The sequence below is a fragment of the Ignavibacteriales bacterium genome (assembly GCA_026390575.1).
Classification (GTDB): Bacteria; Bacteroidota; Ignavibacteria; order UBA10030; family UBA10030; genus Fen-1298.
The window spans coordinates 428,953-443,349 of record JAPLFR010000016.1; the positions used below are offsets into that span (position 1 = coordinate 428,953).

Consider the following 14,397-nt stretch of genomic DNA (forward strand, 5'->3'; position numbering starts at 1 on the left):
TGTTATCAAACTCTTCCTACAGAAAGATTCCCAACAGATGAGACTTTTTGATTTGATGAAAACCAATATTGCTTCGTGCCGTTATCGCTATTTTAACTTTCCCTTACAGTCACATCTCAAGATATCATCAATACTTCAGGAAGAAATTATAATTATAAAAAAAACTACATATTTCTATCATACAGAATACTTTTTTTTCCATACAAACGTTTGCAGGAATGATTGCAATATTGCTATTATCCAAGTATTTTGTGGAGGACATTCATGCACGAAGTATATTTTTCTATGAAGTGATCTCTCTACAATCCATGCTTCATAGTACAACTTATTCATACCCTTATCAACCGAAAGTCTATTTGCATGAGAATGTATCAACATCACTCTAGGCTTTTTCTGCTTATCGTTTCCTTACATTTTCTTATTACTTTTCGAGCGGTTTCTCAACAAACCGCTGTGCAGGATGATACCGTACTTGTCTTTGACGCCCCCATCCCTCCTATCGTTGATGGAAAGAAAGATGACTCCGGCTGGCAGGATGCATCATGGCAGAGTATTGCTCAAGTGTGGATTCCTTACGGAGCGAAAATAGATTCGAGTGATTTTTCAGGACGATATAAAGTTGTATGGTCTTCTACAACCAATCTTCTCTATTTCCTCGTTGAAGTGACCGATAATGTATTCATCGATGGTTTCATACCTAATAAAACTGCCGAAGTATTTAATTATGATATCATCGAAGTATTCATCGATGAGAACAAATCCGGTGGACTCCATGTGTTCGATGCAAAAGACAGCATTAGCATTGAATTGGGAACAAATGCCGAGAATGCTTTTTCTTATCACATCTATGCACCTTTTCCTAAGGAAGATAAGGTAACAACAGAACATTTTGCAGGTGATATAGCCGGAACAAGCTGGTCGGACATCAGAAGGGTTAATTACTCATCTCATATACCCGAATTCGCTTTACGCAGAACAGGAACAAAAGCAGTCTGGGAATTTTCTTTGATCGTTTACAATGACACCTACAATGATACAATAAGCAATAACGATGCGGCTCGATCGCAATTAAAAGCCGGCAAGGTGATGGGGTTAACACTCGCCTATTGCGATAATGATCATCCCAAGAAAGAGCCCAAAGTCCGCGATAAATTTTTTGGATCAGTCTGGGTTCCGGCAGCAGCCTATAATGATCATTGGAAGAATGCAGATTATTTTGGAACAATGAAATTGATGCCAAACCCTCATCCAGTAACGATAATAAAATGAGATATCTGTGAAGAACTTATTTTCCTTACTTCTATTTTTTACTCTTGCCATTCATGTTCTTCATGCGGAATCTGATGATGCTGTTCAGAGTCCCGACAAGAATATCTCTGTTTCTATCAATCTAGCATCTAATCAAAGTGTAGTATATAGAATAGAATATACTGGAACTGTCATTTTACGGAATCAAAACTAGGGCTCATTCGAGGAGATAATGATTTTTCTCAAGGCCTTAAGCTGGATTCGACTTCCCGTATCGAAGTAGTAACAGATACATATAAAATTCTTAGCTGATCGTGTTCCTATATCGCCCATCGGCGGGTATTCCACTTAACGAATTCCTCCGGCGTGGGAAGAGACTCGCTTCATCGCTGGCTATCCAGGAAAATTTGTTCTCCTTGCCCGACGATCTGGGAACACTTGGTACGTTGCCGGAATCAATGGCAAGCAAATCGAGAAACAGATTCAGATAGTACTTCCATTTTTAACGAAAGTAACAAACGGCATTCAAATTTCCGATGGTAACACGAACCGATCATTCACAACAAAGTCTATCACTGTCACACCAGAGAAACCATTTTTCGTTGCCTTAAATGGAAATGGCGGCTTTGTAGTAAAGTTCTCAGAATAGAGTTTATATTTCATTTTTCATAAGCTACATATTGCACGAAAGGTTCACCCTATGAATTTATATCGTTGGCATACGTTGGCGATCATTTGCTCTTTTCTCCTATGTTCCATGCTTTCTTTTGCTATTGAAAAACAATCAGACGGTGTTCTTTTTGAACTCAAGAAGCAAAAAGAAACCGATCCTCAATGGATGAAGATCCAGGTCTGCACTGAAAATATTATCCGGGTGATTGCATCTCCGGAAAAATCTTTTCCCTCTCGACCGAGTCTCATCGTAGAGAGAAAATCCTGGAAGCCGGTCAAATGGACATTAAAAGAAAAAAGTGATTGGACAGAGATATCCACATCGTTAGTTACAGTTCGTGTTCATTCGAAAACCGGTGAAACATCTTTCTTTGATTCCAAAGGACAAGCGCTTCTACAAGAAATCGGTGGAGGCGGAAAGATTATTACACCTGCCGAAGTCATGGAAGAGAAGACATTTCATGTGCAGCAGCTTTTTAATTCGCCGGATGATGAAGCGTTTTATGGACTTGGCGGCCATCAGAATTCAATTATGAATTACAAAGGCCATGATGTGGATCTCTGGCAGCATAATATGGTGGTATCTATCCCCTTCTTTGTCTCTACTAAGAACTATGGAATCCTTTGGGACAACACTTCACATTCAAAATTCGGTGACATTCGAGAGTTTCAATCACTTTCGACACTGAAACTATATGATAAAGACAGCATCCAGGGAAATCTTACCGCAGAATATTTCAAGGATGCACAATTTGATTCCCTTTTCATTTCTCGTAAGGAATCGAGAATCGAACATGAGTTCATCGATGTCAATGATGAATTCCCTGTTGGCTTCGCTCATAATGTCGCTGCAGTCCGGTGGAGCGGTGAGATAGAAAGCAAAGAGACCGGTGTGCACAAGTTTAAATTATATTCTTCCGGATATACGAAACTCTGGCTGGATGGGAAACTCGTTGTAGACTCGTGGCGGCAAAACTGGAATCCATGGATTCAGTTACCTGCATTGGATATGATAGCCGGGAAAAAATATCAGATCAAATTGGAATGGATTCATTCCGACGGCTACATCGGGTTGAAATGTTTAACGCCGGAGAGCGAAGAAACGAAGGGCAAGCTTTCCCTCTATTCTGAGGTGGCTGACCAGATCGATTATTATTTCGTTCATGGGGATAATCTTGATGAAATTATAAGCGGCTATCGTACTATCACCGGCAAAGCGCCGATGATGCCGAAATGGGCGATGGGTTTTTGGCAGTCGCGCGAACATTACAATTCACAGGATGATATTCTTTCCACGGTGAAGGAATTCCGAAAACGTCACATCCCACTTGATAACATTGTTCAGGATTGGTTTTACTGGAAAGAAGATCAGTGGGGCAGCCACGAATTCGATCCTACGCGATATACCGATCCAAAAGGTATGATACTATCGCTGCACAATGATTATCATACGCAGATTATGATCTCCGTCTGGCCAAAATTCTATGAAGGAATAAAGCATTTTGACCTGTTCAGTGAGAAGGGGTGGCTCTATAAGCGCAATGTCGAGAAAAGACAGAAGGACTGGGTCGGACCAGGTTATATCTCCACATTTTATGATGCGTATAATGGTGACGCACGAAAGCTCTTCTGGAAATTGATGAATGAAAAACTCTTCAGTATCGGTATGGATGCTTGGTGGTTAGATTGCACAGAGCCGGATATTTGTTCCAATCTCTCCAGAACCGAAACGATCCTGCGACAAAATCCAACTGCATTGGGTTCTGCCAATCGCTGCCTGAATGCTTATTCGTTGATGAATGCAAAAGCTGTCTACGAAGGTCAACGGTCGATAAACAATAATCAGCGCGTCTACATACTTACCCGCTCTGCATTTGCTGGGCAGCAACGGTACGCCGCAACAACTTGGAGCGGTGATATTGCCTCCCGATGGTACGATCTCAAAGCACAGATTTCGTCCGGGATGAATTTTACTCTCTCCGGCATTCCCTACTGGTCGATGGACATCGGTGGTTTTTCTGTGGAATCCCGCTATGAACATCCGACGGAAGCAGATCTTGACGAATGGCGTGAGCTGAATACTCGATGGTATCAATTTGGATCCTTCTGTCCAATCTTCCGTGTCCACGGACAATTTCCATTGCGTGAAATTTATAATATCGCTCCTGAGGATCATCCCGCATATCAATCGATGCTGGCGTATAACAAACTGCGATACCGTTTAATGCCCTATATCTACTCCATGACAGGCATGGTTACACAGCAGGATTATACAATTATGCGTGGATTGGTGATGGATTTTAGTACGGACAAGAACGTGCTCAATATAAACGATCAATTCATGTTTGGTCCGGCATTGATGGTGAACCCAGTATCAGAATACAAGTCGCGTTCGCGAGCGGTGTATCTTCCTTCCGGGAGCGGCTGGTATGAATTTAAGACTGGAAAATATTTTGCAGGTGGGCAAACTATTCAAGCTGATGCACCGTATACGGAAATCCCTCTCTATATTAAAGCAGGTTCTATCATTCCATGTGGTCCGGAGATTCAACACACAACTGAGAAACCGGCAGATCCAATTCGCTTGTTTGTCTATACCGGCTCCGATGGTTCCTTTACTTTGTATGAAGATGAAAATGTGAACTACAACTACGAAAAAGGGAAATTTGCAACTATTCCACTGAGTTACAACGAGAAGAAAAAAGAATTTACAATCGGGAAACTTCAAGGTTCATTCGCCGGTATGTTAAAGAAGCGCACATTTGAAATTGTTTTCATTGGAGAACAAAAGCCGTCCGGGCTTGATTTCCAATCGAAACCTGATGCTCAAATTATATACAACGGTACTAAGCAATCGATTAAGATGAAATAAAGAAAGGGGATTGAACAGTATGATAAAATACTTTAGTATTCTCATCATCGTTCTGATAGTAAACACAGCTTACTGTCAACAGCAAGCGTATAAAAATTCTTCCCTGCCAATTGAAGTTCGGGTAAACGATCTTCTTCAGAGAATGACCATAGAAGAGCAAGCAGCTCAGCTATTTTCTATTTTCTCCAGGGATACGGCTGCTTTCGACAAATATGGAAATTTTGTCAGCACTCTTGATACGGCAATTATTAATCATGGTGCGGGCAGTTTGGGAACCTGGTCATTGTGGCGTGAACGTTCTCTCAGACGCCGGGTTCAGTGCTTCAACGGAATCCAGCGATATATGATGGAAAAAACCAGGCTCGGGATTCCAATATTCACATTCGGTGAATCGCTTCATGGCTTCATGGCCGACGGGGCTACTTCTTTTCCCCAGGCAATTGCATTAGGATGTACATGGGATACTGTGTTGATCGAGCAATTGTTCACTGCTGCGGCACTTGAAGCCAGCTCCCGCGGAACCAGGCAGGTCTTATCTCCCGTTGTCGACCTGGCACGCGACCCCCGCTGGGGACGCACGGAAGAATGTTATGGTGAGGATCCGTATTTAGTCTCCCGGCTCGGAATGGCTGCTGTATTTGGTTTTCAGGGACGCGATTCAATTATTGACAATCATCATGTTGCTGTCACACTCAAACATTTTGCCGGACATGGGCAGTCTGAAGGAGGCCGCAATATAGCGCCGGTGAGTTTTTCTGACCGGGAATTCCGCGAGAATCATCTCTACCCTTTTGAAATGGCGGTGACGAAAGCCCATGCTCGTTCCCTGATGGCTTCCTATAATGAATGGGATGGAGTCCCGAATCACGTCAATCACAAGCTGCTTACCGATATCCTGCGCGGAGAATGGGGTTTCAACGGATATGTTATGAGTGACGGCGGCGGAATGGATGTAACCTATCGTGAGCATCATGCGGCCTCAGATTCGATTGAATCGGGAATTCTCTCACTCAATGCCGGCCTTGATTACGAACTCGGCAGAGGTACCTGCTTTGCAGGTCTTGCTGAGCAGGTTAAAAAAGGAAAAGTCAATGAGTCAGCCATCCGCCGTGCAGCAGCTAATGTGCTGCGAGTGAAATTTGAATGCGGTTTATTTGAAGCACCCTATGCAGATGTTGATTTAATGGAGCGTGTCACTAATTCCAAGGAACATAAGGCCCTGGCCTTAAAAGCCGCAAATGAAGCTATGGTGCTGCTGAAAAATGAAAAAACTCTTCCATTTGATCAGACAAAGATCAAAAAACTTGCTGTAATAGGTCCTAATGCTGCAGACATTCATCTTGGCGGCTATTCTGCTATTCCCATGAAAGGCGTCAGTGTATTACAGGGTATAAAGGATTTTGCCAAAGGAAAATTCGAGGTACAATATGCCGAAGGATGCAAGTTAACTTTGAATAAAGAATGTCATTGGCAGGTAAATGAAAATCCAATATTGGGCGATCCAGAGAATGACAAAAAGTTAATATCTGAAGCAGTGAAGACGGCACAAAAGAGCGATGCCGTGGTGCTTGTATTAGGTGAGAATGAATTGATATGCCGCGAAGCTTGGTCGGAAAATCATTTAGGCGATCGCGATAATCTGGACCTTGTTGGGCGACAAAACGATTTGGCAGATGCAATTCTGCAAACCGGAAAACCGGTTGTAGTTCTCCTGATTAACGGTAGACCAATCACCATCAATGAAATACATAAAAAAGCACCAGCAATTATTGAATGCTGGTATCTCGGACAGGAGACCGGCCATGCTGTTGCTGATGTAATTTTCGGAAAGGTCAATCCTTCCGGCAAACTTACGGTCACGTTCCCCCGCTCCGTTGGACAATTGCCTTGTTATTACGATCATAAGCCGTCTCGCTTCCGAAGTTATGTATTATCCGATTCCTCGCCGCTCTATCCGTTTGGCTTCGGATTGAGCTACACGCACTTCGAGTATTCCAATCTACGCATTGCACCGAAGAACATACAAACAAACGGAACAGTTGAAGTTTCGATAGATGTCCAAAATAGCGGGGCCGTGGAAGGAGATGAAATAGTTCAACTGTACATCCATGCCATCATCAGTCTTCCTACACGACCAGTTAAAGAGTTAAAGGACTTCACCAGAATACATCTCAAACCGGGTGAACTCCGAACTATGAGATTCACTCTCACTCTCGATAAACTAGCCGCCATCGGATTTGACATGAAACGGATCGTTCCGGCAGGTGCGTATGAAATTATGGTTGGAAAAAATTCTCTGGATGTGGTTCGCGATACATTAATAGTTCAATAACAAATATTCCACTTAGTTTGAAGAGGTTAGAGTATGAAGAAGTTTCTTGCAATATTATTATCTTCACTCATACTTTCTGCTGCAGCACTGTCCCAAACAACCACATTAGTGGTTGATGCTTCGAACCTCCGGCTCAAAATTAATAAGAATATCTACGGTCAATTCTCAGAACATTTGGGAAACTGTATCTACGGCGGTATCTGGGTTGGAGAAAGTTCTAAAATTCCCAACACAAATGGAATCCGGAATGATGTGGTAGAGGCGTTGAAGCATATTAAAGTTCCAGTATTGCGCTGGCCAGGCGGATGTTTTGCTGACGAATATCACTGGAAGGATGGTATCGGCCCTCGAGATAAGCGCCCAACCATGATTAACACCAATTGGGGTGGCGTGACAGAAGATAACAGTTTTGGCACGCATGAGTTTTTAGAATTATGCCGGCAAATCGGCTGCGAACCTTATTTTAGCGGCAATGTCGGCAGCGGCACTGTGCAGGAATTATCACAATGGGTTGAATATGTCAACTCTGACAATGTGAGTCCAATGACCGAACTCCGAAAGCAGAACGGCCGTGAGAAATCGTGGGGAGTGAAGTATTGGGGAATCGGAAACGAGAGCTGGGGATGCGGCGGGAATATGCGGCCAGAATTTTGTGCTGACCAAACGAGGCGTTACGGAACGTACATGCGAGAATACGGCCAGAACAAGCTGTTTAAGATAGCGTGCGGCGCTGCCAGCGGTGATTATCAATGGACCGAAGTCATGATGAAAAACGCTCTTGGGTATATGTCAGGTCTTTCGCTCCACCACTACGCTTTTAATGACGGTAAGATTGCTGCAGACTTCGACGAAGGCGGTTGGTTTGCCATGATGAAAAATACTCTTATGATGGAAGAATATGTCACCAAGCACAGTGCCGTGATGGATGCATATGATCCGAATAAAAAAGTTGCGCTTATGGTGGATGAGTGGGGTACGTGGTACAAAGTAGAACCCGGCACCAATCCGGGATTTCTTTTTCAGCAGAACACCATGCGCGATGCAATTTCCGCCGCCTGCAATCTTAATATCTTCAATAACCATTGCGATCGTGTCCGGATGGCAAATATAGCACAGATGGTGAATGTGTTGCAGGCGATGATTTTAACAAAAGAAGATAAAATGATTCTGACCCCCACCTATCATGTATTCGACCTTTTCAAAGTTCACCAAAATGCATTATGGGTTAAAACGACATTGCAATCTCCCGATTATGTATATAACAATGAAAAACTTCCAGCAGTCAGCAGCTCCGCTTCTATCGATGCAAATGGAAAACTGCATATTTCGCTCTGCAATATCGATCCAAAGTCGTCACAACAAGTGACTTGTGAATTAAAGAAATATATGCCACAATCTGTAGCCGGACAAATTTTAACTGCGAAGATAATGAATGCTCACAACTCTTTCGAAGAGCCAGATGTTGTCGTGCCTCAAAATTTCACTGGTTACAAATTAAGTAAAAGCGGATTAACAGTCTCTCTTCCACCGATGTCTGTTGTGGTGCTTGAGTTGGAAGGAACATACGAGCTTTCTTCTTCCCTGGAACTCAAAAATCCAAAACCAGGAATCCATTACGATTACTATGAAGGATATTGGAAGAATCTTCCGGCTTTTAATGGATTACCTGCAAAATGGTCCGGAATCATTGATCAATTCGTCATTCCAGAAAACAATTCTGGAGAAAATTTTGCAGTCCGTTACAATGGATATATTAAGATCCCGGTCGATGGATTGTATACATTTTATATCAATTCTGACGACGGCACCGAATTGGTGATTGACGATAATTTGGTTGTAGATAATGACGGTCAGCATGCACCAGTGGAGCAGTCCGGTACAGCTGTTTTGAAAGCCGGCTATCATCAAATCAAGGTTGGATTTTTCCAAGCCGGTGGAGGGAAAGCATTCGACGTAAGTATTGAAGGTTCCAGGTTACAAAAGCAAATTATTTCAACAGATTTTCTTTTTCATTGAGAAAAATAAAATATATGAATCAACATTCAGGTTTGCAGCCGATCTTCCGATATATCACGGCAGCGTTTCTTTGTATTTCACCCTACAGCCTCCTTTGTACAGGATGTTCTGATGATACACAATCGAGTCAGTTCAGTCTGAATGTACTATGGTACAAACAGCCTGCCAGTGAATGGGTTGAGGCGCTTCCGATTGGTAACGGTCGATTGGGTGGAATGGTGTTTGGTGGGATCGACTACGAACGCATTCAACTGAATGAAGAATCTCTCTGGTCGGGCAGTAGAACTGTTACCGACAAGCCAGATGCTTATACATATTTGCCGGAAGTAAGACGGTTATTGTTTGAAGGGAAATATGCTGAAGCGCAAAGAATCACCGAACACGATATGATGACTGAAGGCACCTGGAATATGTACCAATCGTTGGGAAATTTATTTCTGAAGGTTGATCACCCGGGAACTATTTCGGAGTACCGGCGAGAATTAAATATTAGTGAGGCACTCGCGCGTGTTTCTTACAAATCCGGTGATGTCAATTATCAAAGGGAATATTTCTCAACACCTGTTGACCAGGGAATAGTGATTCGATTCACGTGCAGTAAACCAGGAGCGTTAAATCTATCAGCGCGTCTGGTGCGGGTAAAAGATGCCAAGATCGTTGCTTCCAATCATTCCATAGTTATGAATGGACAAGTAACGGCAGGTGATGTCAATGTCATCGGATTGAATCCGGGTGTGCACTATGAAGCCCAATTGACCGTTCATAATGATGGCGGAAATATTTCTATCAGCGGTGATAGCCTTATCATTCGAAATGCCGATACGATTACCCTCCATTTTGTAGCGGCGACGGATTATTGGGGAAAAGATCCACATGCGGTTTGCGAACAAAATCTAAAGCTGCTTGCGGGAAAGAAATATGAATTAATTATTAAGGATCACATTGCAGAGCACCAACGACTGTTTAATCGTGTCAAGATTGACTTAGGTTCCAGCGATAATTCTACTTTACCAACGGATGAAAGATTAGAGGATTTGAAAAAGGGCGCCAACGATCCTCAATTGCTCAGTCTCTATTTCCAGTACGGACGGTATCTCCTCATTTGTAGTTCTCGCCCAGGTGATTTACCGGCAAACCTTCAAGGTATTTGGGCAGATGGATTAACGACACCATGGAATGCCGATTATCATATCAACATCAACATTCAAATGAATTATTGGCCTGCTGAAGTGACCAATCTTGCCGAATGTCATCTCCCTTTCATTGCATTCGTGGATAGTCTTAGAAGAAGTGGAAGAGAAACAGCAAGACACATGTATAACAGCCGCGGATTCGCAGCACATTTCAGTACCGATGCATGGTATTGGACAACTGCCACTGGCAAAGCTGAATGGGGCATGTGGCCGATGGGTGCCGCGTGGAGCTGCCAGCATTTGTGGGAACATTACGCATTCAGCGGCGACAAGAAATTTCTCGAATATGCTTACCCTATTTTAAAAGAAGCGTCATTGTTTTTTGTCGATTACCTTATAAAAGATCCAAGGACTGGATACTTGGTTTCAGGGCCGTCAAGTTCCCCGGAAAATAAATTTATCACCAAAGATGGTGATACCTCCAACATTACCATGGGTCCAACAATGGACATGGAAATTATTTGGGATTTACTTACGAATACCATTGAGTCTTCAAAAATACTTGGAACTGATGAAGAATTCAGAAATCAGTTGATGCAACTTCGCTCTCATTTAAGTCCTTTACGAGTCGGAAGCGACGGTCGGTTGATGGAATGGACTGAGGAATTTAAAGAAGCGGAGCCGGGACATCGTCATATTTCTCATCTTTTCGGTTTGCATCCCGGTAAACAGATCACTATGCGTCAGACTCCCGATCTGGCACAAGCAGCACGAAAGACAATCGATTACCGGCTCGCTCATGGCGGCGGACACACTGGGTGGAGCCGCGCATGGATTATTAATTTTTTTGCACGGCTTGAAGACGGTGAAAAAGCATATGAGAATCTTGTAGCATTACTTCAAAAATCCACATTGAATAATCTCTTCGATACTCATCCTCCATTTCAAATCGACGGTAATTTTGGAGGAACCGCAGGGATCGCCGAAATGCTTCTCCAGTCACATACGGGTGAAATCCAACTCCTCCCCGCTCTTCCAAAAGCATGGTCCGAAGGCAGTGTAAAAGGATTACGAGCCCGAGGCGGTTTCGAGGTGGACATTGAATGGAAGCAAGCACAACTTTTGAAGGCAACAATCAAAAATATTTCGGGTACCGCCTGTAAAGTGCGTTACGGAGAACATATTATTGCACTACAGATGAAACCAAATGAATCAATTGAATTAGATGAAAGTCTCCAGCGTATCTAATGAAGTTTGATAATATTAAATCACGTACTGTCCAACAAACCTCGCGAGAGTTCAGACGGATCGAAAAACAGTAGAATTGTTCATCAATGGTTCTTTGATATCGAAAAAGAGCATGAATTCCGATATTCACAAAATCATTTGGGAGCACATAGAACTCATGCCCGGGAAAAATCAGATCCATGTGATTGCATATAAAAACAACAAATAATGTACGGATGACTGCGAATGGAATTTCGTGAAGTACTTACAGAACTCTTTATTTGAATCATATAAAATCTTTATCGGAAGGAACACCGACGATGAACACAGCAACTGAAAAAACCAGAAAAAGGTATTTCCATTTTTGCTTTGTTTCTCTCTTCATTCTCTTTCTTGCATCCACAGCTTTTTCATCGGGACCTCGAAAGATTGAAAACTTTGGCAAGAGCTGGAAATTTAACCTTGGGGACGTCCAGAATGGACAAGAAGCGAATCTCGACGATTCGCAATGGCGCCTGCAGGACATCCCTCACGATTGGAGTATCGAAGGAAAATTCAGTATTGATAATCCGGCAACTCCGGGCGGTGGTGCATTACCGGGAGGTATTGGTTGGTACAGAAAAGCTTTCTCCCTCCCTCTCAGTGCAAATGAGAAATTGACATTTATCGACTTCGATGGTGTCTACCGAAACAGTGAAGTGTGGATTAATGGCCACTATCTTGGCAAACGGCCTTACGGATATAGCTCCTTCCGTTATGAATTAACTCCTTATTTGAAATATGGGAAAGAATTAAATCTGCTTGCTGTAAAAGTCGATAATTCACAACAACCGAATTCACGATGGTATTCCGGATCGGGAATTTATCGAAATGTGTGGTTGGTAACGACAGAAAAAATATTTGTGGATCATTGGGGAACCTATGTTACAACACCGGAAGTCAACGAACAATCGGCTAGAATCGTTGTTCAAACGGAAGTAAGAAATGTTTCAACAAAGTACCAGGCAATTACTTTAAAAACTACGATTGTAGATAACAGTGGGAAGAAAATTACTGCCGTCGAAACAAAACACTCTCTCCCTAAAGCATCTGCTGAAAATATAGAACATCATCTTGTTGTTACTCATCCTATCCGATGGTCTATTGAAAATCCCTATCTGTATAAAGTCCTCTCGACCGTCCTCATCAACGGAAAAGAACAAGATCAATACGAGACCACGCTCGGTATTCGTACATTTGAATTCGATAGAGCACAAGGTTTCTTCCTGAATGGAAAACATGTTAAAATCAACGGAGTATGCACTCATCATGACCTTGGCTGTCTCGGGGCCGCAATAAATCGACGTGCGCTGGAGCGCCAGTTGGAAATCATGAAAGGAATGGGCGTGAACGGCATTCGCACATCCCATAATCCGCCGGCTCCGGAACTGCTGGATCTTTGCGATCAAATGGGATTCATCGTGATGGACGAGGCGTTCGACATGTGGAAAAAAGGAAAGACAAAATTCGATTATTCATTGAATTGGGATGAGTGGCATGAACGAGATATTCAGAACATGGTGCTGCGCGATCGCAATCATCCGAGCATTTTCATCTGGAGTATTGGTAACGAAGTGTCCGAACAATGGGATCAAAAGGATAGCAGCGGTACAATCATTGCGAAAGAATTGTGCTCTTCAATTCGAAAGCTTGATAGGAGCCGCCCCATCACGGCCAATTGCAATTCCATCGATTCGTTGAATCCGGTGATTCGTTCTGATGCTCTCGATTTAATCGGATATAGTTATAATCAAAATGCGTATGAAAATTTTCATACAAGGTTCCCCGGGAAAAAACTCATTGGTTCTGAAACTGTTTCATCATTAAACTCACGCGGCTGCTACGATATACCGTCAGACAGCATACGACGATGGCCTGTTCGCTGGGATTCTGTACTGATAACCGGAAATGCAGATCTGACATGCTCCTCCTATGATAATTGTAGCGCACCATGGGGTTCGACACATGAAGAAACGTGGAAACTGATGAAAAAGCTTAATTTCATTTCAGGCCAATATATCTGGACGGGTTTCGATTATCTCGGTGAACCAACACCCTATCCATGGCCCGCCCGTAGTTCCTATTTCGGCATTGTGGATTTGGCAGGCTTCCCAAAAGACGCATACTACTTGTATCAAAGCGAATGGACGAATCAACCGGTGCTGCATGTATTTCCACATTGGAATTGGAAAGCGGGCGACACTGTTGAAGTATGGGTATACTCTAATTGCGAAGAAGTTGAATTAATGCTGAATGGAAAATCGCTTGGAGCCAAGAAAAAGATTGGCGATGATCTTCATCGTATGTGGCGGTTGCCTTACACACCGGGCATCTTGAAAGCCATCGGCCGCACTGGAGAGAAAGAAATTCTCACTCAGGAAATCAAGACGGCCGGAACTCCGGCAAAAATCATACTTGAAGCCGATAGAAACATCATTACTGCCGACGGAACAGATCTTGCGTTTGTTACAGTCAAAATTCTCGATGAACAAGGTACAATAGTACCATTGGCTGATAACCTCATTAAATTTAATGTTTCAGGCGAGGGTAGGCTGATTGGTACCGATAACGGACTTCAAACAAGCATGGAATCTTTCAAAGCAAGTGAACGAAAGGCTTTTCATGGCCTTTGTTTGGCCGTTGTGCAGTCAAATGAAAAGCATGGTACAATAACTGTGCATGCAACGTCGGACGGAGTACGAGAGACCTCAATTATTATTACGGCAAAATAGAATCTTGATGAAACGCACATGTATGATCGGACAATGGAATAAAATAATCGCGAGATAATCGACCGTTACCATTTTCGTTGTTTGGTTTGTTCGTCTTTTATCAATTCGATGTCACAGCACGAATAG

Annotated in this window: 7 protein-coding genes and 1 pseudogene; 7 read left to right on the plus strand and 1 reads right to left on the minus strand. The window is 42.9% G+C overall.

Annotated features, from left to right (window positions below; genetic code table 11):
* The first annotated feature begins 360 nt into the window (after positions 1-360).
* Complete coding sequence (locus tag NTX44_14760; protein MCX6122870.1) at positions 361-1,269, plus strand: hypothetical protein; 909 nt, start codon at positions 361-363, stop codon at positions 1,267-1,269.
* 504 nt (positions 1,270-1,773) lie between these two features.
* On the opposite strand, the gene NTX44_14765 is transcribed toward NTX44_14760, so the two are convergent.
* Positions 1,774-1,911, minus strand: a complete 138-nt coding sequence (locus NTX44_14765; GenBank protein ID MCX6122871.1) for a hypothetical protein — start codon at positions 1,909-1,911, stop codon at positions 1,774-1,776.
* A gap of 37 nt (positions 1,912-1,948) precedes the next feature.
* On the opposite strand from NTX44_14765, the gene NTX44_14770 reads away from it, so the two are divergent.
* From NTX44_14770 to NTX44_14795, 6 genes and pseudogenes are all read left to right on the plus strand, one after another.
* A complete protein-coding gene (locus NTX44_14770) occupies positions 1,949-4,792 on the plus strand; it encodes a DUF5110 domain-containing protein (protein MCX6122872.1) in 2,844 nt (947 codons plus the stop codon).
* A gap of 19 nt (positions 4,793-4,811) precedes the next feature.
* Positions 4,812-7,124, plus strand: coding sequence for a glycoside hydrolase family 3 C-terminal domain-containing protein (locus tag NTX44_14775; GenBank protein ID MCX6122873.1), 2,313 nt, complete (start codon positions 4,812-4,814; stop codon positions 7,122-7,124).
* 33 nt (positions 7,125-7,157) lie between these two features.
* A pseudogene (locus NTX44_14780) lies at positions 7,158-8,678 on the plus strand (alpha-N-arabinofuranosidase).
* Complete coding sequence (locus tag NTX44_14785; protein MCX6122874.1) at positions 8,655-9,140, plus strand: PA14 domain-containing protein; 486 nt, start codon at positions 8,655-8,657, stop codon at positions 9,138-9,140. Before NTX44_14780 ends, NTX44_14785 begins: the two are co-directional and overlap by 24 nt.
* A gap of 14 nt (positions 9,141-9,154) precedes the next feature.
* Positions 9,155-11,521, plus strand: coding sequence for a glycoside hydrolase family 95 protein (locus tag NTX44_14790; protein MCX6122875.1), 2,367 nt, complete (start codon positions 9,155-9,157; stop codon positions 11,519-11,521).
* 299 nt (positions 11,522-11,820) lie between these two features.
* Entirely contained in the window at positions 11,821-14,271 is a 2,451-nt protein-coding gene (locus tag NTX44_14795; GenBank protein ID MCX6122876.1) for a DUF4982 domain-containing protein, read from the plus strand.
* Positions 14,272-14,397: the final 126 nt, after the last annotated feature.

Excerpts from the sequence above, each read along its gene's own strand:
- NTX44_14775 (MCX6122873.1), top strand. The coding sequence starts at position 4,812 with ATGATAAAATACTTTAGTATTCTCATCATCGTTCTGATAGTAAACACA.
- NTX44_14770 (MCX6122872.1), top strand. The coding sequence starts at position 1,949 with ATGAATTTATATCGTTGGCATACGTTGGCGATCATTTGCTCTTTTCTC.
- NTX44_14785 (MCX6122874.1), top strand. The coding sequence starts at position 8,655 with ATGTCTGTTGTGGTGCTTGAGTTGGAAGGAACATACGAGCTTTCTTCT.
- NTX44_14760 (MCX6122870.1), top strand. The coding sequence starts at position 361 with ATGAGAATGTATCAACATCACTCTAGGCTTTTTCTGCTTATCGTTTCC.
- NTX44_14765 (MCX6122871.1), bottom strand. The coding sequence starts at position 1,911 with ATGAAATATAAACTCTATTCTGAGAACTTTACTACAAAGCCGCCATTT.
- NTX44_14790 (MCX6122875.1), top strand. The coding sequence starts at position 9,155 with ATGAATCAACATTCAGGTTTGCAGCCGATCTTCCGATATATCACGGCA.
- NTX44_14795 (MCX6122876.1), top strand. The coding sequence starts at position 11,821 with ATGAACACAGCAACTGAAAAAACCAGAAAAAGGTATTTCCATTTTTGC.